The organism is Streptomyces sp. NPDC008317 (assembly GCF_042955955.1).
GTDB lineage: Bacteria > Actinomycetota > Actinomycetes > Streptomycetales > Streptomycetaceae > Actinacidiphila.
This window is the reverse complement of the sequence record NZ_JBIBFQ010000006.1, coordinates 339957-362368: the sequence shown is the minus strand read 5'-3', so window position 1 is coordinate 362368 and position 22412 is coordinate 339957. Positions and strand designations below refer to the sequence as shown.

Here is a 22412-nt window from a genome sequence, read left to right as displayed (position 1 = left end):
GCGCTGATAGCGTGCGGTGACTTGACATCGGCCTGCGGGCTGTCGCCGGACAGGAGCGCGGCAGTCTCTCCCCACGCAACCGATTTCGAAGAAGCACGCCGGCTCGACGGGGGCAGTGACGTGAGGACCAGGGAACGTTCCGCTGCGGGCGGCGGCAGTAACAGCCGTCAGTCCGGATCCGCGCCCATGCATGGGGCGCCGATGGGCGGAGAGCGGCTGCCGACAGTGTCGCGGGAGCGCAAACCCGCGCTGGCCGCACTGGCCGTGCTGCTCATTCTCGTCGGCGCGCTCGGTGCCACCGTGATGGTCATGCGCGCGGGGAACAAGATCTCGGTCGTGAAGATCGACCAGGACATCCCGGTCGGGGACCGGATTCCCGCCTCCGCGCTCCGCGAGGTCATGGTCTCCGACGACTCCGGGGTCAACTTCGTGCTGTGGAAGCAGCGCGGCGACCTGGAGAAGAACTATCGGGCGTCCACGAACATCGTCAAAGGCTCCGTCCTGGTCAAGGAGATGGTGACGAACAGCAGCGCCCTCCCGGCCGGGAAGTCGCTGGTCGGACTCTCCCTCAAGCAGGGCGTGTTCCCCGACGGTCTCGCCAACGGCCACACCGTCGCCGCGTATCTGGTGGGGAACGACGCGGCCAAGGGGCAGAACGGCTCCTCGGGCGACAGCGGCGGAGCGAGCGCCAACACGCTGATCAGCGACAGCCTGATCATCAAGTCCGTGAAGTCCGACTCCTCCGGGCTCGGCGGCGGCGACACCCTGGTCACCGTGATCGCCGACTCCTCCGTCGCGGGCAAACTCACCCTCGCCGCCGCGGCGAACGAAGTGGCGCTCGTGCTCATGCCCGACAGCAAGAACTGAGCGAGCGGGCGAATACGTCATGGCACTGATCGCAATCGCCGCGGACAAGGGCTCACCAGGCGTCACCACCAGCGCCGTCGCGCTCGCCGCCGTCTGGCCGCGCCGTGTCCTGCTGGCGGAGGCCGACCCGGCGGGCGGCGACCTCGTCTACCGCTCACCCGCCGCGCACGGCGGCATGCTCGACCCCAACACCGGCCTGCTCTCGCTGGCCGCCACCGCCCGACGCGGCCTGGCCGCCGAGCAGTTGTGGGACCACGCCCAGCCGCTGGCCGGCGGACTCGACGTCCTCGTCGGCATCGGCAGCGCCGAACAGGCCGCCGGTCTGTCCGGACTGTGGCCGATGCTCGGCCAGGCCTTCGCCACGCTCGCCGAGTCGCCCAACGGCGCCGCCGACGTGATCGCCGACTGCGGCCGGATCGGCGCCGACTCGCCCACCCTCGACCTCTTCTCGCACGCCGCCCTCGTCCTCCTGGTGGCCCGCACCGAACCCGAACACCTCGCGCGGGTACGGGACAGGGCCGGTGCGCTGTCGGCCAAACTGCACGGCTCGCAGCGCGGCGCCGCCGCCGCGCTCGGCCACCCGCCGATCGGCATCGTGCTCATCACCGACCCCAGCCACAGCGCCCGACAGGCCAGCCAGGTCAACGAGATGCTGGTGGCCTCGCAGATCTCCGCACGGGTCGTCGGCACCCTCGCCCACGACACGGCGGGCGCCGACACCCTCAACGGCCGCCGCCGGGGCCGCCTGGACAAGTCCCTGCTGATCCGCTCGGCCCGGCAGATCACCGCCGACGTACCGCACCGGTACGGAGTGCTCCGATGAGCACCGTCGACCACCAGTTGGTCAAGCGGTTCCGGCAGGAGGCGGGCGACCGCATCTCGGAACAGCGCCGACTGGACCAGGTGACCGGCGAACCCGCCATGTCACCCGAGGACGAGCGGCAGTTCGCGCGGGCGATCATCGCGCAGATCCTGGAGGACTACGCCCGCGCCGAGATCAACCTCGGCCGCACCCCGCCCGACGCGCAGGCCGAGGAGGCGTACGCGGCAGCCGTGCACGCCGCGCTCTTCGGCGTCGGCAGGCTCCAGCCGCTGCTCGACGACACCGAGGTCGAGAACATCGACATCAACGGCTGCGACCAGGTCTTCGTCGGCTACTCCGACGGCCGCGAGCTCCAGGTCGAGCCGGTCGCCGAGTCCGACGAGGAACTCATCGAGCTGATCCAGGTGCTCGGCGCGTACTCCGGCCTGTCCTCGCGCCCCTTCGACTCCGCGAACCCGCAACTCGACCTGCGGCTCCCGGACGGCTCCCGGCTCTCCGCCGTCATGGACGTCACGCGCCGCCCCGCGCTGTCCATCCGCCGCGCCCGTCTCGGAAAGGTCTTCCTCTCCGACCTGGTCGGCAACTACACGCTCACCCCGGAGTTGGGCTCCTTCCTGTCGGCCGCCGTCCTCGCCCGTAAGAACGTGATGATCGCCGGCGCCACCAACGCCGGAAAGACGACGCTGCTGCGCGCGCTGGCCAACGTCATCCCGCCGCACGAGCGCCTGATCACCGTCGAGCGCGCGCTGGAACTCGGCCTCGACCAGTTCCCCGAGATCCACCCCAACGTCGTGGCGTTCGAGGAGCGGCTGCCCAACTCCGAGGGACAGGGCGCCATTTCGATGGCCGAGCTGGTCCGCCGCTCGCTGCGCATGAACCCCTCGCGCGTCATCGTCGGTGAGGTGCTCGGCGACGAGATCGTCACCATGCTCAACGCGATGTCACAGGGCAACGACGGCTCCCTGTCCACCATTCACGCCAACAGCTCCGCCGAGGTCTTCAACCGCATCTCCACCTACGCACTCCAGGCGCGCGAGCGGCTGCCGGTCGAGGCGTCGCAGATGCTGGTGGCGGGCGCCATCGACTTCGTCGTCTTCGTGCAGCGACGCAACGACTTCCAGCGCGGCGGCACCCTGCGCCGTGTGGTCACCTCCGTCCGTGAGGTGAACGGCGTGGACGGCCGCGTACTGTCCAGCGAGGTGTTCGCCGAGGGGCGGGAGGGCGTGGCACTGCCGCACGCCCCGATCTCCTGCCTCGAGGAACTCCTCGCCAACGGCTACCAGCCCACGGGGGTGTGGCGGTAATGACCGGGATCTTCTCCCTGTCCGTGCTCTACGGACTGCTCGCCGGAGCCGCCGTCGGCGGCGGTATCGCGCTGTTCGTCCTCGCGATGCGCGGCTGGGCGCCCAAGCCCGGTGCGACAGCGCCGGGTGAGTCGTCCGGCGACAAAGCGGCGGAGTTCATGCGCTTCCTGTCGCAGCGCGGCTCGCTCGCCATCGTCGCGGGACTCGTCGTCCTCGGCCTGACCCGCTGGGCCGTCCTCGGTGTCTCCACCGCCGTGCTGGTCTTCACCTGGGACAAGCTCTTCGGCGGCGCGGCGGAGGAACGCGCCGCGATGAAGCGCGTCGAGGCGCTGGCGGCCTGGACCGAGTCGCTGCGCGACACCATCGCGGGCGCCGTCGGCCTCGAACAGGCCATACCCGCCTCGGCCCGCGCCGCCGCACCCGCACTGCGCGGCCACCTGTCGTCGCTCGTCGACCGCCTCAGGTCGCGCACCCCGCTGCCGGAAGCGCTCCAGCACCTCGCCGACGAGATCAACGACGCGTCGGCCGACATCATCATCGCCGCGCTCATCCTCAACGCCCGCCTGCGCGGACCCGGTCTGCGCGAAGTGCTCGGCGCGCTCGCCAAGTCGGCCCGCGAGGAAGTGGACATGCGGCAGCGCGTGATGGCGCAGCGCGCGAGCACCCGGCGCAGTGTGCAGATCGTCGTCGTGGTGTCCGTGGCCTTCGTGCTGGGCCTGGCCATCTTCAACCGCAGCTTCGTCGAGCCGTACGGCACGGCGATCGGCCAGGCCGTACTCACCTTGGTGTGCGCGCTGTTCGCGGCCGGATTCTGGTGGCTGCGGAAGCTGTCCAACATCGAGACGCCGGACCGGTTCCTGGTCCATGAGCCGGAGCGCGTTTCGGCCGCCGACCGCATCGGAGTGCCGCCCGGCCACGGCGCCCACGCACAGGCGACCCCCGGCCAGCCGCTGCCGGGTCACGGAGCGCCGGGGCACGCCGCACCCGGCCACGCGGCGGCACCGGGCCGCGGCGGTGTGCCCGGCCACGGCGGCGTACCGGGCCAGGCCATCCCGGGTCAGGGGGCGGCACGATGAACAACATCCTCTTCACCTGTCTGGTCGGCGCGGCCGTCGGCCTCGGCGTCTTCGTCCTCATCCGGGCGCTCATGCCCGGCAAGCGCAGCGCCGTGCACACGGTGGCGCAGATCGACGCGATGCGCGCCGCGGGCCCGGTCAGCAGCGGACCGGCGCACTCCGCACCGACCGACTTCAAGGGCCGCGTGGGCCAGCGGGTCGCCACCTTCTACCTCCAGCAGGGCTGGGAGCAGCGCTCGCTCCGCGCCGACCTCGCCGTGCTCGACCGGAGCTGGGAGAACTTCCTGGCCACGAAGATCATCCTGGCCGCGGCCGGTGTGATCTTCGGGCCGTTCCTCTTCGCCGTGATCTGGCAGCTCGGCATGGGCAGCAACCCCGTGATCCCGGTCTGGATGGCCCTGATCTGCGGCGGCGTCTTCTTCCTCCTGCCGGACTTCGAAGTGCGCCGCGACGCCGCCGACAAGCGCAAGGACCTGCGCCGGGTCATCGGCGCCTACCTCGACCTGGTGTCGATGAACCTCGCGGGCGGCCGCGGTCTGCCCGAGGCCCTGATGGCCGCCGCCGAGATCAGCGACGGCTGGGCCCTGACCCGTATCCGCAACTGCCTGGCCGATGCCCGAATCACCGGCACCAGCCAGTGGGTGGCCCTCGGCAGACTCGGCGACGAGCTGGGCGTCGAGGAGTTGAGGGACCTGTCCGTCACACTCGGCCTGGTGGCCGACGACGGCGCGAAGGTCCGCGAGTCGCTCGCCTCGCGCGCCGAGACGATGCGGCACCGGGAACTCGCCGAGATCGAGGGATCCGCGGGCGAGAAGTCCCAGTCCATGCTCGTCGCGCAACTCCTGCTGTGCGCGGGCTTCCTGGTCTTCCTGATCTTTCCCGCCGCGATGCGCGTGTTCCAGGTCTGACCACCAACGTCTCTGAGCACCACTGTCTCCGATCGTCACCGTCCCTCCTGAGCACCACTGTCATCGAAACGCCGAGCGTCGAGTCGAGAGGACTTGAACCATGAACCGCTTGCCCAAGGTCAGCCATCCGGCTGTCGACTTCCTTCTCACCTTCCTCAAGGGGCGCGTCGAGCGCGCCCGTTCCGAGGGCCTGTCCCGCGGTGCCTCCGCCGTCGAGTGGGTGATCATCTCCGCGGTGGTCGTCACCGTCGTCGGCGTGGTCGCCGTCATCATCAACGGCGCCCTCAAGGGCAAGGCATCGGACGTCGGCAACTGCATCTCGAACACCACGGACAGCAAGACCTGCTGAGGCCGGGACCGATATCCGTGATGGAACGACGAATCGACGCGCTGCACCACGCCGTACGCCGCAGGCTGGACGCCGCCCGCGGCGACAGCGGCGTGGGCAGCCGTACGAGCACGAGAGCGGTAAGCGGCGCGGGGGCGCCTACCGGCGATGACCGCGGGATGACCGCGATCGAGTTCGTCTTCCTCACCCCGGTCCTGTTCTTCATGATCTTCGCGACGGTGCAGTTCGGTCTGTACTCCTTCGCCGACCATGTCGCGCAGGCGGCAGCGCACGCCGGTGCCCGCAAGGCGCGGGCGGAGGCCGACGCCGATCCCGGCGGCTGGTCGGGCAAGGCGACCAGTGCGGCCGAGGACCGTATCGACCAGCTCGGACCGAATCTGCTGGACGGCCGCAAGGTGACGTCCTTGCAGCCGGACGCGGCCACGGTCGGCGTGCGCGTCACGGCCGACGTACCGACCATCTTCCCCGGCTTCCACTTCAAGGTGAACGAGAGTTCCCAGGGGCCGGTGGAGCGCTTCGTACCGGACAACGGGGGCTGATCCGATGCGTACCCGACTGCGAACCGCACTGCGCACCAGACGGGTGGGGGAGCGGGCCGACGGAGGGCTGTCCACCATCGAGGTGGTGATCCTCGCCCCGATCATGATCCTGTTCATCCTGATCCTGGTCGCCTTCGGCCAACTCGTCGACGGCCGGGGCGCGGTGGACGGCGCCGCCAGGGACGCCGCCCGCGCGGGGTCGATCCAGCGCAGTCAGGGCGTCGCCATGTCCGAGGCGATCGCGGCGGCCCGGGCGGACCTCGGCGACACCTGCGTGGCCGGCACCTTGTCGGTGAAGAAGACCAGCGAGGGCTTCGAGGCCGACACCCTCTTCAGGGTCGAGGTGAGCTGCACCATCCGCGGCCTCGCCTCGCTCGGCCTCAAGATCAACAAGACGATCACGTCGACGGCGGCCTCACCGCTCGACCCGTACCGACGGGCGGAGTGACCGATGCACGCGACACGGCATGTCGTACGGCGCCTCGTAGGAAGGGTGGCGCGGAGGGTGGTACGCCGCCCCGACCGCGGCTCCGGCACCGCCGCGATGCTCATCTTCGCCGTGGTGTTCATGGCGCTCGCCGCCTTCGTCGTCGACGGCGGACTGTCGATCTCCAAGCGCGAGCGCGCCGCCGACATAGCCGAGCAGGCGGCCCGTTACGCGGCCCAGGACATCGACGTCGAGGCGCTGCGCAACGCTCCCGCGGGCACCCAGCCCGTGATCAACACCGGGGCCTGCACCGGCAGGGTCAGGAATTTCGCCGAGCAGTCGGGGCTGAGCCCGGCCGACGTCATGGCCTCCTACTGCACCTCCGCCCTGCCCAACCGGGTGGAGGTGACCGTCCAGCTCACGTATGAGCCGATGCTCACCGGTTTCTTCTACGACCACAACATCGTCGTCCACGGTACGGCGGCGGCCGAGTCCGTCACGGGACCGGCCAACTAGTCCGTGACAAGCAGCCCTTAGCAGCATTCGTACAGCACCAGCCGTACAGCAGCAGTCGTTCAGCATCAGCCGTTCAGCCGAAGCACCAGCCGCTCCAACCGAAGGCAGAGGAAGCAGCCATGGCACGCACGACCGCCACGGGACGTAACCGTACGCAGCAGGGTGGGGCGGCGGCGCGCCCGCCGCGCAGGCACCGTACGTTCGGCGACTTCGTGCGCGCGCTCGGCGCGTTCCTGGCGCTCGCCGTGCTCGTGGTGGGGGTGCCGGGCGCGCTCCTGTACTTCATCGGGTCGCCGTTCCCGCACCACTTCGACTCCGACCTGGTGCAACAGCCCATCACCAGCGAGACGTTCGTCAACACACTGGCCGTGATCGTATGGCTGGCCTGGGCGCAGTTCACGGCGTGCGTGCTGGTCGAGACCAAGGCGGCGGTCTCCGGCGTGGGCATGCCGAGCCGGGTGCCGGGCGCGGGCCCGAGCCAGTTGCTGGCACGGCAGTTGATCGCGGCGCTGCTGCTCGTCGGCGTGAGCACCGCGGGCCTCGTCCCCGGTCTGTCCCAGCTCGGCCAGGGCAACCAGCACGAGAGCCAGGCGCGGCCGGGCGTGGCCGCCACCGCGCAGCAGACCCCCGGCCAGCAGCACCAGGCACGTACCGTCAGCGCCGCCGTGCCGCATCAGCAGGCCGCCCAGCACGCCGCGGGATCGCACCAGAGCGCGGGTCAGTCGGCGCACAAGGACACCAAGTTCTACCGGATCCAGCCGCCCGAGGGCCGGCACCACGACTCGCTGTGGGAGATCGCGCAGCGCCACCTCGGCGACGGCCGCAGGTACAACGAGATCTACCAGCTCAACAAGGACCGCGTGCAGCCGGACGGCTCCAAGCTGTCGCAGGCCAGCCTCATCCGGCCCGGCTGGGTGATGGAGATGCCCTCCGACGCGCACGGCGGCGACCTCGTGGAGATGCCCGTCGCGGCCACGCACGTCGCGCCCGACGTGCAGCATTACGCCGAGCACGGCGGCGCCAAGGACACCACGGCCGAGGGCGCGCACGCCTCCGCCCAGCACGCGGCGGCCGAGCAGGGCGGCGGCGGGACCGGCGCCCAGGGCGGCGGATCGGGCGGTTCCGGCTCCACCGACAGCGCGTCCGCCGAGACCGGCCCCGGCGGTACGGGCACGGGCGGTACGGGTACGGGCGGTACGGGCGGGTCCGGCGGTCGCCACGCGGCCGTCACCACCCCGGCCCACGCCGAGACGGCCCCCGAGCACGGGCCCACCGCCGCCTTCACCGCGAACTCCTCCTCCCACTCGCACGGCTTCGACCTGTCCGAAGCCCTGATCGCCGCCCCGCTGCTGGCCGCGGGCCTGCTCGCCGCGCTCGGCCGCCGCCGTCGTACGGCCCTGTGGCAGTCGGTCACCGCGGGCGGCCTGCGCACGCCGCGCACCCCCACCGGGCCGCAGGCCGACGCCGCCGACGCGCTGCGCGTGGGCGCCGACCAGGACACCGTCGCCTTCCTCGACCGCGCGCTGCGCGCGCTGTCCGGCCGCCTGGACGCCGAGGGCCTCAAGCTCCCGACCGTCTACGCCGCGTGGCTCACCGACGAGGCCCTGCACCTGCAACTGGCCTGGCCCGAGGGCCAGCCGCCGGCCCCCTGGCAGCTCGGCCAGGACCAGACCTTCTGGCGGCTCGACCGCGCCGACCTCACCGAGGACGCGGACGTGTCGGCGGCGGCCCCGTACCCCGGCCTGGTCGCGCTCGGCACGCTCGACGGCGCGCGGCTGCTGCTCAACCTCGAAGCGGTGCCCGGCATCGTCTCGCTGTCCGGAGCCGCCGCCGACCGCGAGGCCGTACTGGCCTCCGTCGCCTCGGAGTTGGCCACCAACGGCTGGTCGGACCGGATGACCGTCACCCTTGTCGGCTTCGCCGAGGACCTCACGGCCCTCGCCCCCGCCCGCGTCCGGCACCTCGCCGACGTGCCCGAGGTCATCGAGACGATGTCCGCGGAGACCGCGCAGCGGGCGGGCGCCCTGCGTACGGCGGGCCAGGACAGCGTCCTCACCGGCCGCACCGGCCGCGCCCAGCACACCCAATGGGCACCGCACCTCGTCCTGCTCGCCGCCGAGCCCACCGAGGAGGAGGCGAACCGGCTGGCCGAACTCGCCTCCGACGCGGGCCGGCTCGGCATCGGCTACCTCGTCGCCTCCAGCCGTCCCGACATGCCGGGCGCCGCCTGGGAGCTGGAGATCACCTCCGCGGGACGGCTGCTCGCCCCGCTGCTCGGCCTCGACCTCGAAGCGCAGGTGCTGCCCGCCGATCAGTACCAGGCCGTGCTGCGGCTGTTCGCCGAGGCGGGCGGCGAGGACGGCCCCGGATCGGGCCCCGACGCCCCGCCGTTCATGGTGGACCTCTCCGACCAGGGACGGCCCGGCGTGTACGCCCGCCTGCTCGGCTCCTTCGAACTCGTCGGCGTCGACGAGCCGTCCGCCGAGCGCAGCCAGCTCCTCCACGAGGCCCTGGCCCTGCTCCTCCTGCACCGCGAAGGCGTCCACCCCCGCGTCCTGGCCTCCGCGCTCTGGCCGCGCGGCGTCACCGAGGACGTACGCGACGCCCTCGTCGAACGCCTCCGCGACTGGCTCGGCACCGACCCCGGCGGCATCGCCCGGCTCACCATCGACGACACCGGCCGGATCGTCCTCGCCTCCTCCGTCGTCTCCGACTGGGACGTCCTCCAGACCCTCCACCACGAGGCCACCGAGGGCAGCGCCGCCTCCGACCCCACCGCCCGCCGCCGCCTGCTCACCCAGGCCCTCTCGCTGGCCCGCGGCCCGCTCCTCCAGGACCGCACCGCGGGCCGCTACGGCTGGCTCTCCCACGAGATAGTCGACGCCCAACACCCCGTCCTCGTCGCCGAGATCGCCCTCGCGCTCTCCGCCCTCCACCTCGACGCGGCCAAGCCGAAGGCGGCCGTCGCGGCCATCGAGGCGGCCCTGGTCGTCTCCCCCAACGACGAGCGCCTCTGGCTCGAACTCCTCCGCGCCACCCAGGCCACCGGCGACCCCGCCCGCCTCCAGGCCGCCGCCAACTCCCTCATCGCCCGCAGCGACTCCCTCAGCGGCCCCAGCCGCGGCCTCCCGCCCCGCGTCGAAGCCCTCCTGGACGAACTGCTCCCCGATTGGCGCGGCAGCATCGCCAACTGACCCTCGGAAGGCACTCCCTTACGCGCCGCGCGCCGTCAAATCCGATTCACCCGTAACCCCGAGGCGGATCGGGGTCGTTGTCAGTCCGTAGGTAACGGCATATGACGGCGACAACGAGGGTGGTCGGGGTACGAGGATGGCGGACCTCAAGGTGACGGATCAGGTGCTCGCCGATTCGGAGCGGCTGTTGACGAAGCTGCACTTCGAGTTCGAGAGCATCAAGGCTCATCGGGACGACCTGCACCACATCTGGGGGTCGGGCGCGGTAGCGGGCGCGATGGACGCGTTCGTCAACAACTGGGCGTGGTACCGCAAGAAGCTCGTCGGCGGCATCGAGTCCGTCGGCGGACTCGTTGGCGCGGCCCGCGAGACGTTCAAGCAGACCGACGAACACCTCGCCAAGAGCGGCTGACCCCCGTGGCGACGACCACCAGGCCGCGCCCGCGCGACTGGCACCCCCTCACCGACACCGATCCCACCCCCGGCGACCCCGAGTCCATCCGCGACGAGGTCGCCCACATGAAGCACCTCGCGGGCATGCTCAGAGCCGAGGCCGCCGACCTCAAGGGCCGCTACGCCACCAAACTGCGCGACGAAGCCCGCGAACTGGAAGTCCACCTCCGCGAGACCGCCGGCCGCTACGAACGCGTCCACGGCCATCTCACCGCCTGGGCCGCCGAATTGGAGTCCATCCAGTCCGACGCCGACCGCATCCTGCGAGGCGCGCGCGCCGACGCCGAGGCGGCTCCCCCTGAGGACACCGAATCTGCCTCGGGTGACGACCCGCTCGCCAAGTACCGCCGCTCCCTGACCAGGGTCGAGGCCCACCGCGACGAGCGGGCGTCGCACTACGCGGCGCGCATCCGGCACGAGATCAACGACAAGATCAAGGACAGTTGGTGGGAGCGGCGCAAGAACGAGATTGACGGGGTGAAGGGGGCGATTTCGCTTGTCGCGGATGTGATGAGCTGGGTCGCCACCGTCATCGCGATCGTCGCGATCTTCACCACTCCCGCCGGTTGGATCGCAGGTCTCGCCGTCTGGCTCGCGGTCGGCGTCCTAGCGGGACACATCGCCCTCGCCGCCGCAGGCGACTGCTCCTGGCTTGACGTCGGCATGGACATCTTCGGCCTGCTGACGATGGGCATCGGGGGCGCCGCCCTGAACGGTCTCAAAGACGTACGTGCCGCGACGAAGCTCGCGGCTCAAGCCGCTGCCGACGAGCGGGCCGCCGTCACCGCCACGCGGGCCTCCCGGTCCGTTCTCGACCGCTCGTCCGCCACCGTCAACCGTCGCGGCTCCACAGCAGCGGCGCGTGCCAGGGCCCGCCACGTCCGCAACATCGCCAAAGCCGCAGCCGAGCGGGCCGGTCGCAACGCGGCCGTGGAGGAGGCTGCCACCCCGATGGCTGAGGCTTCCCAACGAGAGGCGGTGCTTGTCGGAGGCGACCGCGAGACGGCGAATCTCTACAAAGACGTGGTCCGGATGCGGGCCGCGTATCCGGAGAGTGCCGCTGTGCAGCGGGCCAGCCAGGGGGCTGAGGGCTACAAGGGCACGTTCCAGGGGACGTGGATTGCGGCCACCGCCGTGGACGGTGCGGATAAAGCCGTTGGTGACAGCGACGCCCTGCCGGAGAAGCCGGACTACGGTCCGTACGGAGCCTTCAAGGATCGGTATACGAGAGAGGTTGGCTCGGCATGGTGACTGTGCCGCGCGGGATGACGAGGTCCACGTGTTCTACGTGAGCAACGCGAATGGCGATCCTGTCCTGGCACGTAGCGACAGGTTGATTCGGACTGGAGGCGTGGTGCCGTTTGCTGGGCTTGGCCTGTTAGCCGTCACAGCGCCGCTACTTCGCCCGAGCAGGTTCACCTTCACCGTCGAGACGTTGTCGCTGTCGGCTACCGGACAACTATTCGTGTGGTGCGGCATGTTCGGCCTGTTCCGCATTCGCGGCTGGGCCTCCGGCGTGCTCGCCTATATCTGGCTCGGAGCCATGTTCAACGCCTTGGCGGTCGCGTCGACCGGCATCGTCTACCTCGCGCCCATCCCCTTGCTGGCTCCAGCCACCGCCTGGCTTGCCAAAGTGCGGCTTCGCCGCAAACCCCCGGCGGAGGCGGCCCCGTGACCGCAGAGGCCACCCCCGTCGGGTACACCCTCGTGCTGCCCCCGGGCTGGGCCCGGATCCCTCTGCGCGCGGGCACCGCGACGGCGTTGGACGAGAAGGTGTTTCGGGGGATCGAGCGGATTCCGGCGGGGGTGCCGAGGGATGAGGGGATGGCGTTTCGGGCGGAGGTGCGCCGGAGGGTGGAGGGGATGGCGCGGGAGGCGAGGGCGGGGGGTGGGCTGGATCTGTATGTGCCGGTGAAGGCGCGGGCGGGGCTGGTGGTGGGGGCGTCGTTCGTGGTCGCCGAGGTGGCGGGGGAGTGGGCGGGGGAGGAGACGGGGGCGGAGGCCGTGTTGGGGCGGCTGGTGGGGGAGGAGCGGGGCGGGGCGCCGGGGGAAGTGCGGGAGGTCGCGGGGACGTTGGGCGTGCGGTGGGAGTACGTGGAGCCGCCGGCCCTCCGCGAGAGCGAACCGGTGGAGACGTATGCGCGGCATGTCGACTACGTCGTCCCCGTGCCGAGGCAGGGCGCGGGGCGGTGGCTCGCGGTGGCGTTCTCGACGGTGGGGGACGGGGATCCGGGCAGCGAATTCACCAGGGCGCTGGCCGAGTTGTTCGACGCGCTGATGACGACGTTCCGTTGGAGCTACGCGTGAGCGGGAGCCGGCTGGACGCCCGGCGGGTGGACGGTTCGCGGTGGGTGTGGGTGCCGCCGCGGTGGCCGGTGCCGGGGAGCGAGGGGGAGTTCCCGGACGCCGCCGCGTACGCGCGGGTGATGGCCGAGGCGCACTGGGAGGACAGCGCCTTGACGCCGGGCCCCGGCGAGGTACGGGAGTTGGCCGAGGCGCTGACGTACGGGATGGAGCGGTATCCGCGCGTCTATCCGGGGTACGGGCTGCACTTCCACCTGGACGGCCCGCGCGGGAATCCGCTGGCCGTGTACTGGGCGGAGTTCGACATCGAGGGCGAACTGCCCGGCGAATTGCGGGAGCTCACCCACGCGGACGCGGAGTACGCCGTGGAGCCGCCGATCGTCGAGGACTTCGGCAGTGAGCACTTGGGCACCGGCATCCGCGTGATGCGCTACTTCGTCGACCCGGACGACAACGGCATCACCATCGGCCTCCGCTACGCGTGGCGCGTGCCCGAGCACGGTGCGGACGTGCTGGTGATGACGGCGGCGCCCGATCCGGGTCGGGTGCTCCGGGCGATGGACGACATCGACGCCTTCGCGCGGGCCCTGCACTTCGGCCCCTGACGTCACCGGCTACGCGCTCCGCGCTCGTAGCGCCGTCTTCTTGGCCTGGTTGCCGCACACGTCCATGGAGCACCAGCGCCGCGTCCCCGGACGGGACTGGTCGAGGAAGACGGCGCCGCAGGTCGGAGAGGCGCAGGGGCGCAGGCGCGGCAGCAGTTCGGGGGTGGCGGCGAGGTCGAGGGCGTCGCGGGCGATCAGGGCGAGGGTCGCGGTGAGGGGGTCGTCCGCGTGCCACTGGAGGTCGCCGGAGGGGGCGAGGCGGGGGGCGGGGACGGCGTGGGCGGCGGCGCGGTTGAGCCGGGCGCGGGCGGTGTCGCCGAGGCCGGAGCCGGGGGCCGCGCCGGGTTCCCTGCCGGGGGCCATGGCGGCGCTGACCAGCGCGTGGACCGCCTCGCGCAAGGCGCGGGCCTCGCGCAGCCGGGCGGGTGTGGGCGGGGTGGCGGGTACGTCGGAGCAGGGGCCGCACTGCCGTACCCAGGCGATCAGCGCCTCCGGATCGGCCAGCTCCTCGGTGACCGCGGGCGTGCCCCGGTAGCGCAGTGTCCGCAGGTAGTCGAGGCACAGCCGCCCGGCGCCCTCGCGGAAACGCGGCTGAGTACGGCCGCCGTCCAGGGCCGGGGCGTAGGCGTCGATGCCGTTCGCGGTCATACGGGCCACTCTACCGGGGAACCGGTTTAACTGGTACCTTCGGAACTGGTTAAACCGGTTTCCACTTCGACGAGGTATCGATGTCCCAGCCGTCGTCCGACGCACCGTCCCCAGGGCCCGAACCCGTGCACATACCCGCGTCCGGACCCGCCGCCGCAGGGCCCGGACACGCAGTCGGCGCCACACCGGTCCCCGTGCCGGGCCCGCCCCGCCGCCTCATCGTCCTGCTCGCCGTGGCCTGCGGCCTGACCGTCGCCAACCTCTACTACGCGCAGCCGCTGCTCAGCGAGCTGCGCCAGGCGTTCGGGATCGGCGCGGTCGCCGCGGGCAGCCTCGTCACCGTCTCCCAACTCGGTTACGCCGCCGGCCTGCTGCTCATCGTCCCGCTCGGCGACGTCATCGAGAAGCGCCGCCTCGCCACCGTCCTGCTCGCCCTCACCATCGCCGGTCTGGTGCTGGCCGGTCTCGCACCGGGCTTCGCCGTCCTGCTCGCCGCCCTGCTGATCGTCGGCACGACGCTCGTCGTCGCCCAGATCCTCGTGCCCTTCGCCGCCGACCTCGCGCCGGACGAGAGCCGCGGCAAGGTCGTCGGGCAGGTGATGAGCGGCCTGCTGACCGGCATCCTGCTGTCCCGTACCTTCGGCAGCCTGCTGGCGGACGCGACCAGTTGGCGGGTCGTCTACCTGACCTCGGCCGGGCTGATGACCGTACTGACCCTGGTACTGCGCAGGTCCCTGCCGCGCCGCGCTCCCGGAGCCGACGCCGCCACGCTGTCGTACGGGCTGCTGCTGCGCTCCACCGCCCGCCTGCTGCGCGTCCATCCGGCGCTGCGGCGCAGGGCGCTGTACCAGGCCGCGATGTTCGGCGCCTTCAGCGTCTTCTGGACCACCATCTCCTTCGTTCTGACCAGCGATCCCTTCAACTACAGCCAGTGGCAGGTCGGCCTCTTCGCGCTCGCGGGCGCGGGCGGCGCACTGGTGGCACCGCTCGCCGGACGCTGGGCCGACCGCGGCCTGGTCCGGCCGATGACGGCCGTCGCCTTCGTCACCGCGGCCCTGGCCTTCGGCCTCGCCGGGGTGGGACGGCACAGCGTCATCGCGCTCGGTGCCGCCGCGGTGCTCCTCGACATGGCCGTGCAGACGACCCTGATCCTCGGCCAGCAGGTGATCTACCGGCTCGACGGCCAGGCCAGGTCCCGGCTCAACAGCGCCTTCATGGCCACCTTCTTCGTCGGCGGCGCGGTCGGATCACAGGCTGGTTCCTACGCCTACCACGCCGGTGGCTGGACCTCGGTGGCCCTGCTCGGCGCCGCCCTGCCCGCCCTCGCGCTGCTCTACTGGATCGCGGAATGGCGCGGCCCGCGGCGCCGCGCCGACCGAGCGGACGGCATCGACACGGCCGGCACCGCCGACAGGAAAAGCAGCACAGTCCGGGCAGGCAAGGACGGCAGCACAGGCCGGGCAGGCAAGGACGGCACCGCCCTCAACGACCACCTGCCACCGGCCCCGTCCGTCACGCCTTCGCCACCACCCCCAGGATCTCCGGAAGACGATCGAGCAGCCGCGGAGCGGTGAACCGCAGCGAGACCGCCGCGACCGCGAGCCCGTACAGCGCGCCCACCGGGAGCACCACCCACAGCAGCGAATGGAGATCGTTGAAGTGGAGGGCGAGGGTCAGCGCGATCACCGGTAGCGACAGGGCCGCGCCGCTGAAGGTGCCGCCGACGACGTTCAGCGCGACGAGACCGCCCTGGCCGGGCGCCGCGTTGGCGAACGGGTTGTCCTGCGGGAGCGCGTACGGGTAGCGGACGCTCGCGTAACTGCCGGTCGCGATGAGCGCGCCCAGGAAGGCGAAGGACAGCCCCAGCGTCTCGGGCAGCGCCGACACCCGGTGGAGCAGCAGCGCCGCGCCGGTGGTGACGACGGTGACGTACGGCACGGCGATGGCGGCCAACGTCAGGGCCCGGCCGCGCAGTTCGAGCGCCGCGTCCCTGCGGGTGGTGATCGTCGCCGACACCGTCCAGAAGGCGGAGCCGTCCATGCCGAACTGGTTGTACATCTGCATGCCGAGCAGCCCCGCCGCCCACAGGCACTGGTAGACGGTGCCGTGCTGCACCACCGCGACCAGCGGCAGCAGCAGCCCGACGGCCAGCCCTGTCGCCCACGCCGCCTTCGACCTCGGGTCGCGCCACAGGTACCGGAACTGCCGCTCCATCACCGTGGCCGTCCGGCCGCCCACCAGCCGTCCGGGCAGCAGCCGGGCCGGCAGCGAAGGGCCCGCCGCCGCCCCGCCCCGCGCCTTCGACCCCTCGCGCTCCGGCGCCGCCTGGAGCGTGGACGCGTCGGGCGAGACCATCAGCCGGTGCAGGCTGGCGTGCCACCAGCGCAGGACCAGCGCCAGCACGGCGACGGTGAGGGCCAGTTGCACGACGGCCAGGCCGTACGACCCGCGCGCCGTCGAACGCACCGCGTCCACGGCGGGCGCGGGCGGAATCCAGCGCAGTACGGACGCCACCGAGGTCGCCCGGTGCAGACCGCCGTCGGACGACAGCGAGTTGACGCCGAGGTTGACGAGCTGGGCACCCACCGCCACGAACAGACCGCTGAGCAGGGCCAGGTCGCGGCCCTTGCGGCTGGTCAGCAGCCGGGTGTTGGCGGCGGCCACCGCCCGCGACAGCGCCACGCACAGCAGCAGCGTCAGGGCCACGGCCACGACCGCGACGACCCACGCGGCCCCGCCGTGCGCGACCGCGACGACCGCACCGGTCGACACCAGCAGTGTGAAGAGCGGACCGACGCCGATCAGCGACGACACCAACAGCGCCGTTATCAGGGGGCGCGGCCGTAGCGGCAGCATCGCCAGCCGGGTCGGGTCGAGCGTGTCGTCGCCGCCGAAGAAGAACAGCGGCATGATCGCCCAGCCCACGACCAGGACGACGGTCACGGTGACGGCGGCGGACGGTGCGTAGTGGTTGTTCCGCAGCGCGACCATTCCGGCGCCCATGCCGAGCGCGTACAGCATCGCGAAGGCGACGCCGAGGGACCAGCCGACCGTGCGGCCGGTGGACCGGCGCAGGCCGTTGCGGAAGAGGGTGAGCTTGAGCCGTACGAAGACCGGCGTGAGCGAGGAACCGCGACCGGGCGGGGGCGGCGGCGCGGGAGCGGCGAGCGGGGCGGTGGCCGAGGTGGTCATCACTTGCCGCCGCTCAGCCAGTCGAGCGCCTGCCCGTCGCGCCGGTCGGCGCCCACCAGCGACAAGAAGGCGTCCTGGAGCGAGGGAGCGGTGCCGCGCACCTCGGCGAGCGGGCCGCGCGCCACGATCTTGCCCGCGGCCATGACCGCGACCCAGTCGCACAGGCTCTCCACCAGCTCCATCACGTGCGAGGAGAAGACGACCGTGCCGCCCGACTCCGTATAACGCTCCAGCACACCGCGGATGACCTGCGCGGACACCGGGTCGACGCCCTCGAACGGCTCGTCGAGGAAGAGGACTTCGGGATTGTGCAGCAGGGCGGCGGCCAGGCCGATCTTCTTCCGCATACCGGTGGAGTAGTCGACGACCAGCTTGTTCTGCGCGGCCGACAGGTCCAGGACGTCGAGGAGCTGACCGGCGCGCTTGTCGACCTCGGCGCCCGGCAGACCGCGCAACCGACCCGTGTAACCGAGCAGTTCACGCCCCGACAGCCGCTCGAACAGCCGCAGACCCTCCGGCAGCACGCCGATCCTGGACTTCACGCCGACCGGGTCCGTCCACACGTCGTGGCCCACGATCCGCACACTGCCGTCGTCCGGCCGCAGCAGGCCGGTGATCATGGACAGCGAGGTCGTCTTCCCCGCCCCGTTCGGCCCCACCAGGCCGATGAAGCGGCCCGCGGGCAGCTCCAGATCGATCCCGGCCACGGCCACTTGCTCACCGAACCGCTTCCACAGCCCGCGCACACGCACAGCGACCGGATCGGTGTCTCCGGCCGCCTCGGACACCTCCTCGGCGGTCCTCCCGTACGGCACCGGCCGGTACGGCGTCAGCTTCCGCTGCGACTCCTGCTCCCCCTGCGACCTCTGCGGCTCCGACATGGCGGCACCTCTCCCCGTCTCGCGCCCCTGCCCCCGGCGCGCCGCTGGTCGGACGACGCGCGAAGGTCTACGTCCGACAACCCTAGACGCGACCACTGACAGTGACCGAAGGGCTCGGGAATGTGAGCCTCCGCGCAGGGGTCAGCGGCCCCTCGCCGCCGCCAACTCCCGCCCGCACGCGTACGCCAGCGGGCTCAGCAGCTCCTCGACGTCCGGCAGCCACCGGTTCAGGGCGGTCGGCTGCCGCGCCCACTGCACCGAGGCGCCCGGCCCCGTCCGCGTCGGCGGCGCGGCGATCCAGTCGCCCTCGCCGCGCACCCGCAGGTCGAGCGAGCCGGGCGCCCAGCCCAGCTTCCGCAGCAGATCGGGCACCTTGACGGTGGCGCCGGGCAGGACGAAGAAGACCAGCCTGCGGTCGGGCGTGCAGATCACCGGGCCCAGCGGCAGATCCATCCGCTCCATCCTGGCCAGCGCCAGGCACCCCGCCACCTCCGGCACGTCGACCGCGTCGAACGTACGGCCCGTCGGCAACAGGACCGAGGCGCGCGGCTGCTTGCCCCACATGCGCCGTACCGCGTCGGCGCTGCCGCTGGCGTGCGCCGCCCAGTCGGGCCGGGTCGGGTGGGCGCCGGGAGCAGGGCAGGTGGGAGACGCGCAGGAGCACAGCGCGGGGCCGCCCGTGTCGTCCTCGATCCAGGAGCCGGGGAGCACGTCCCAGTGCCGCTCCTGCGCGTATCGGACGGCCGTGTCGAGAAGTTGGGCGGTGAGCTGCCGCGGTGCTCCGATGGTGTCTTCCACGCGCTGCACAACTTCCCTCGTCAGCGTGAGTTACGGGGGCCGGCCCCTCGGCTCATGGCGGGCGCACTGGTGCACGCCCGGGGGCGCGTGCGCGATCCGGGCCCGTATTCGGGTAGTCACTTGGGGTCCGCGTGTCGTTCCGCTCGTTCCGCTAAAGGCGAAAACGACACGAAATGCCGCTCTAACAGGGCATTTTTCGGTGATGAGATGGGCACCTGTCACCAGGACGAGGTACGCATCGTCGAAGTGGGGGAATTGATGGCCGCACGACCGCTCGTGGCTCGGCAACCGAACGAACGGCTTCAGGCACTTATCCAGGAGGCCGGCTGCTCCAACGCCGGGCTCGCCCGCAGGGTCAACATGTGCGGCGCCGAACACGGCCTCGACCTGCGGTACGACAAGACGTCCGTGGCCCGCTGGCTGCGGGGTCAGCAGCCGCGCGGCCGGGCCCCGGCCATCATCGCCGAGGCGATCGGCCGCAAGCTGGGACGCGCCGTGTCCATCGACGAGATCGGCATGGCCAACGGCAAGAACCTGGCCACCGGCATAGGTCTGCACTTCGCGCCGACCGTCCTCGGCGCGATCGAGCAGGTCTGCGAGCTGTGGCGCAGCGATGTCGGCCGCCGCGACTTCCTCACCGGCTCCACGGTCGCCGCCTCCGCCCTCGTCGAGCCCAGCCGCGACTGGCTGATCACCCGCCCCGACCAGGGCGTCGCCCGCAACGGCGGTGCCAGGGTGGGCATGTCGGACGTCGAGGCCGTCAAGGCGACGACGCAGGCGCTCACCGACCTGGACCACCGCTTCGGCAGCGGACACGTCCGCCCGGTCGTCGTCCATTACCTCAACAGCGTGGTGTCCGGGTTACTCGCGGGCACCTACCGCGACCAGGTCGGCAGGGAACTCTTCGGCGCCGTCGCGCGGTTGACCGAACTGGCGGGCTACATGGCCGTCGACACCGGACAGCCCGGACTCGCCCAGCGCTACTACATCCAGGCGCTGCGCCTGGCCCAGGCGGCGGGCGACCGCGGCTACGGCGGCTACATCCTCGCGGCCAGCATGAGCCACCTCGCCGCCTCGCTCGGCAACCCGCGCGAGATCGCCCAACTCGCCCGCGCGGCACAGGAAGGCGCCCGCGGCCAGGTGACACCCACGGCGGAGGCGATGTTCTACGCCGCGGAGGCCCGCGGCCACGCGCTGCTCGGCGACGCCCGCACCTTCGCCACCGTGGCCAACCTCGCGGTCGAGTCCATGGAACACTCCCGGCCCGACGACGACCCGCCCTGGATCGCCCACTTCGACCACGCCTACCTCGCCGACGAACTGGCGCACTGTCACCGCGACCTCGGCCAGGCCGCGCCCGCCGCGCGCCGCGCGGAGGAAGCGCTCGCCGCGCACCCCGAATCGCGCACCAGGCGCCGTGCCATCGACATGCTGCTGCTCGCCGACGCCCAGGTGCAGCAGCGCGAACTGGAAGAGGCATGCAACACGGGCACCCGCGCCGTCACCCTTCTGTCCGGTCTGCGCTCCAACCGCGGCGCGGAGTACCTGGACGACTTCCGCCGCCGCCTGGAGCCCTACGCGGCCGAGCCCGTGGTCCGCGAGTTCGGCGCCCGTCTGGAGGAACAGGACGCCGCATAGCGGACCATCACCGAATCGTTACGCGACCGACACCGCGTCCCCGCGCGGTGGCCAAAGCGCTGGAGAGACCTTGCGGGAACGGGCCCGGTACGCCCGGTACTTCCGCCCTCTCGGTGTGTCATGACGTTCACTCGTTCGGGTACGTGGTTGATGGTCCGGTTAACCCGGTAGCGTTGGCGGATGGTTCGGAAGGATCCGGCAACGGACGACAGGGCATAGGCGGGAGTCAGCGGCGATGCACACCGACGGACGCGGCGAGGAGACGCCTGAGGCGTACCGGGGCGTCGTGGTGCCCGCGGGGCGGCAGCAGCCGCCCTACGGGGAACATGTGCAGCCGGCCGGCGGCTCCCCCTGGGGCGAGCCCGCCCCGCTGCCCGAGCCCGCCGACGCCACCCAGATGCTGCCGCCGTATCCCGGGAGCATGCCGCCGCCCGCCGTCCCGGTGGCCGACGCCACGCAGATGCTGCCCCCGTACCCCGGCGGCGACCCCGGCATGCCGATGGCCGCCGCGAGCCAGGGGCCGGGCCCGGTACCGCCGCTGCCGCCCGTACCGCCGCAGGCACCGCCCGCGGCCCCGCAGCAGCAGGCCGCCGACGCCACCCAGGCGCTGCCGCTGTCGATCTTCCAGGACCGCGACCAGCAGGAACAGCAGCCGCAGTACGGCGGCCCGCAGTCCCCGCCCCCGCAGCAGTCGTACGAGCAGTCCTATGAGCAGCCTTACGACGGCTACGGGCAGCAGGGGTACGACCAGCAGCAGTCGTACGGCGGCCAGCAGCAGTACGGCCAGCAGTCGTACGACCAAGGTCAGGGCCAGGGTCAGGGCCAAGGTCAGGGTCAGGGCCAGGGCGGCGGGTACGAGGAGCAGCCCCAGACGGGGCCGCAGCACGACAGCGACTACGACCACCTGTTCCGCAGCGACGTGCCCGGCCCGGAACCGCTGCGCCAGCGGATCATCCAGCCGCCGTCCCAGCAACAGCAACAGAAGCAGTACGGGCAGCAGCAGGGCGGCATGGGCCAGCCCCCGCAGCAGCCGTACGACCCTGGTTACGGCTACGACGGCGGGCACGGTCAGGACGACGGTCCGCGCCGCAGGCTGTCGCCCCTCATGGTGATCGGCATCGTCGTCGCCGGGTGTGTGGTCGCGGGCCTCGTGGTCGGCGGGCTGTTGAACAAGGGCGGCGACGCCAAGACCGACAACACCGCGTCGAAGAGCGGCACCCCGGCGTCCTCCGCGCCGAGCACGTCCGCGAGCGGCAGCACCGATTCCGCGGCCGACGATGCCGTCAAGCAGCAGGCGCAGGGCCTCGACGCGCTGCTGAAGACCAGCGGCAACAGCCGCAGCTCCGTGGTGAGCGCGGTCGAGTCGATCAAGAACTGCAAGAATCTCGGCCCCGCCGCCGCCGACCTGCGGTCCGCCGCCACCCAGCGCACCGGCCTGGTCACCCAGCTCGGCGGCCTGTCGGTGGACAAGCTGCCCAACCACGCCGACCTGACCGAAGCCCTCACCAAGGCGTGGCAGGCGTCGGCCGCCGCGGACGGCCACTACGCGAACTGGGCCGACCAGGCCGCGCACAACCACAGCGTCTGCAAGGGCGGCCACGCCCGCAGCACCGGCGAGGCCCAGGACGGCAACCGCGAGAGCGGCACCGCCACCGAGCAGAAGAAGCGCGCGGTCCGGCTGTGGAACGCCATAGCGAAGCAGTACGGGCTCACCGAGCGGCAGTACAGCCAGCTCTGAGCCGGGGCCGTTGGTGGACGGGGCCACGGGCGTATACGCGTCACCGCGCGGTTCCTTGCGCGCCTGTGCGCTCCCGCGCGCTCCCGTGCGCTTATATGCGTGCGTATGCGGACGGACGGTGACGGACCCGACACGTCCGCGCCCGACCGATG

General features: G+C 71.9%; 22 protein-coding genes. 18 read left to right on the top strand and 4 right to left on the bottom strand.

Going from position 1 to position 22412, the window contains the following annotated elements:
* The first annotated feature begins 201 nt into the window (after nucleotides 1–201).
* From ACFY9V_RS21785 to ACFY9V_RS21715, 15 genes are all read left to right on the top strand, one after another.
* A complete protein-coding gene (locus ACFY9V_RS21785) occupies nucleotides 202–867 on the top strand; it encodes a hypothetical protein (protein WP_355337480.1) in 666 nt (221 codons plus the stop codon).
* Between the two features lie 19 nt (nucleotides 868–886).
* A complete protein-coding gene (locus tag ACFY9V_RS21780; protein ID WP_391162466.1) occupies nucleotides 887–1690 on the top strand; it encodes a hypothetical protein in 804 nt (267 codons plus the stop codon).
* Nucleotides 1687–2994: an ATPase, T2SS/T4P/T4SS family gene (locus tag ACFY9V_RS21775; protein WP_391162465.1), complete on the top strand. Its 1308-nt coding sequence runs from the start codon at nucleotides 1687–1689 to the stop codon at nucleotides 2992–2994. The genes ACFY9V_RS21780 and ACFY9V_RS21775 overlap by 4 nt, the downstream gene beginning before the upstream one ends.
* Nucleotides 2994–4070, top strand: coding sequence for a type II secretion system F family protein (locus ACFY9V_RS21770; protein ID WP_355337489.1), 1077 nt, complete (start codon nucleotides 2994–2996; stop codon nucleotides 4068–4070). The genes ACFY9V_RS21775 and ACFY9V_RS21770 overlap by 1 nt, the downstream gene beginning before the upstream one ends.
* Nucleotides 4067–4978, top strand: a complete 912-nt coding sequence (locus ACFY9V_RS21765) for a type II secretion system F family protein (protein ID WP_391162464.1) — start codon at nucleotides 4067–4069, stop codon at nucleotides 4976–4978. Before ACFY9V_RS21770 ends, ACFY9V_RS21765 begins: the two co-directional genes overlap by 4 nt.
* Before the next feature lie 100 nt (nucleotides 4979–5078).
* Nucleotides 5079–5327 carry a hypothetical protein gene (locus ACFY9V_RS21760; RefSeq protein WP_355337495.1) on the top strand — a complete coding sequence of 83 codons (249 nt, stop codon included), beginning with the start codon at nucleotides 5079–5081 and terminating at the stop codon, nucleotides 5325–5327.
* A gap of 20 nt (nucleotides 5328–5347) precedes the next feature.
* On the top strand, nucleotides 5348–5866 hold the full coding sequence (locus tag ACFY9V_RS21755; RefSeq protein ID WP_355337498.1) for a TadE family protein: 519 nt from the start codon (nucleotides 5348–5350) through the stop codon (nucleotides 5864–5866).
* A gap of 4 nt (nucleotides 5867–5870) precedes the next feature.
* Entirely contained in the window at nucleotides 5871–6314 is a 444-nt protein-coding gene (locus tag ACFY9V_RS21750) for a TadE/TadG family type IV pilus assembly protein (RefSeq protein WP_355337501.1), read from the top strand.
* A 3-nt stretch (nucleotides 6315–6317) separates the two neighbouring features.
* A complete protein-coding gene (locus ACFY9V_RS21745) occupies nucleotides 6318–6809 on the top strand; it encodes a pilus assembly protein TadG-related protein (RefSeq protein ID WP_391043130.1) in 492 nt (163 codons plus the stop codon).
* A gap of 119 nt (nucleotides 6810–6928) precedes the next feature.
* Nucleotides 6929–10003 (top strand): BTAD domain-containing putative transcriptional regulator, encoded by a 3075-nt coding sequence (locus ACFY9V_RS21740; protein WP_391162463.1) that lies wholly within the window; start codon nucleotides 6929–6931, stop codon nucleotides 10001–10003.
* 136 nt (nucleotides 10004–10139) lie between these two features.
* Nucleotides 10140–10415, top strand: coding sequence for a hypothetical protein (locus tag ACFY9V_RS21735; protein ID WP_391162461.1), 276 nt, complete (start codon nucleotides 10140–10142; stop codon nucleotides 10413–10415).
* 5 nt (nucleotides 10416–10420) lie between these two features.
* Nucleotides 10421–11707, top strand: coding sequence for a hypothetical protein (locus tag ACFY9V_RS21730; protein WP_391162460.1), 1287 nt, complete (start codon nucleotides 10421–10423; stop codon nucleotides 11705–11707).
* 28 nt (nucleotides 11708–11735) lie between these two features.
* Nucleotides 11736–12131, top strand: a complete 396-nt coding sequence (locus ACFY9V_RS21725) for a hypothetical protein (protein ID WP_391162459.1) — start codon at nucleotides 11736–11738, stop codon at nucleotides 12129–12131.
* On the top strand, nucleotides 12128–12763 hold the full coding sequence (locus ACFY9V_RS21720) for a hypothetical protein (protein ID WP_391162458.1): 636 nt from the start codon (nucleotides 12128–12130) through the stop codon (nucleotides 12761–12763). The genes ACFY9V_RS21725 and ACFY9V_RS21720 overlap by 4 nt, the downstream gene beginning before the upstream one ends.
* The gene (locus tag ACFY9V_RS21715; protein ID WP_355337526.1) at nucleotides 12760–13365 is read left to right on the top strand and encodes a hypothetical protein; all 606 of its coding nucleotides are present in this window, start codon (nucleotides 12760–12762) and stop codon (nucleotides 13363–13365) included. The genes ACFY9V_RS21720 and ACFY9V_RS21715 overlap by 4 nt, the downstream gene beginning before the upstream one ends.
* Nucleotides 13366–13374: 9 nt before the next feature.
* On the opposite strand, the gene ACFY9V_RS21710 is transcribed toward ACFY9V_RS21715, so the two are convergent.
* Entirely contained in the window at nucleotides 13375–14013 is a 639-nt protein-coding gene (locus tag ACFY9V_RS21710) for an ABATE domain-containing protein (RefSeq protein WP_391162457.1), read from the bottom strand.
* A gap of 194 nt (nucleotides 14014–14207) precedes the next feature.
* Here ACFY9V_RS21710 and ACFY9V_RS21705 point away from each other — a divergent pair, with 194 nt between their 5' ends.
* The gene (locus tag ACFY9V_RS21705) at nucleotides 14208–15587 is read left to right on the top strand and encodes an MFS transporter (protein ID WP_391162456.1); all 1380 of its coding nucleotides are present in this window, start codon (nucleotides 14208–14210) and stop codon (nucleotides 15585–15587) included.
* On the opposite strand, the gene ACFY9V_RS21700 is transcribed toward ACFY9V_RS21705, so the two are convergent.
* The 3 genes from ACFY9V_RS21700 to ACFY9V_RS21690 form a co-directional block, all read right to left on the bottom strand.
* Nucleotides 15526–17205, bottom strand: a complete 1680-nt coding sequence (locus ACFY9V_RS21700; RefSeq protein ID WP_391162455.1) for a transporter — start codon at nucleotides 17203–17205, stop codon at nucleotides 15526–15528. The genes ACFY9V_RS21705 and ACFY9V_RS21700 overlap by 62 nt on opposite strands.
* A complete protein-coding gene (locus ACFY9V_RS21695; RefSeq protein WP_391043145.1) occupies nucleotides 17205–18086 on the bottom strand; it encodes an ATP-binding cassette domain-containing protein in 882 nt (293 codons plus the stop codon). Before ACFY9V_RS21695 ends, ACFY9V_RS21700 begins: the two co-directional genes overlap by 1 nt.
* A 141-nt stretch (nucleotides 18087–18227) precedes the next feature.
* Complete coding sequence (locus tag ACFY9V_RS21690; RefSeq protein ID WP_391043148.1) at nucleotides 18228–18884, bottom strand: bifunctional DNA primase/polymerase; 657 nt, start codon at nucleotides 18882–18884, stop codon at nucleotides 18228–18230.
* Nucleotides 18885–19142: 258 nt separating this feature from the next.
* On the opposite strand from ACFY9V_RS21690, the gene ACFY9V_RS21685 reads away from it, so the two are divergent.
* Together ACFY9V_RS21685 and ACFY9V_RS21680 are read left to right on the top strand one after the other, a co-directional pair.
* Nucleotides 19143–20522 (top strand): transcriptional regulator, encoded by a 1380-nt coding sequence (locus tag ACFY9V_RS21685; RefSeq protein ID WP_188279929.1) that lies wholly within the window; start codon nucleotides 19143–19145, stop codon nucleotides 20520–20522.
* A 235-nt stretch (nucleotides 20523–20757) separates the two neighbouring features.
* Entirely contained in the window at nucleotides 20758–22260 is a 1503-nt protein-coding gene (locus ACFY9V_RS21680; protein ID WP_391162454.1) for a hypothetical protein, read from the top strand.
* Nucleotides 22261–22412: the final 152 nt, after the last annotated feature.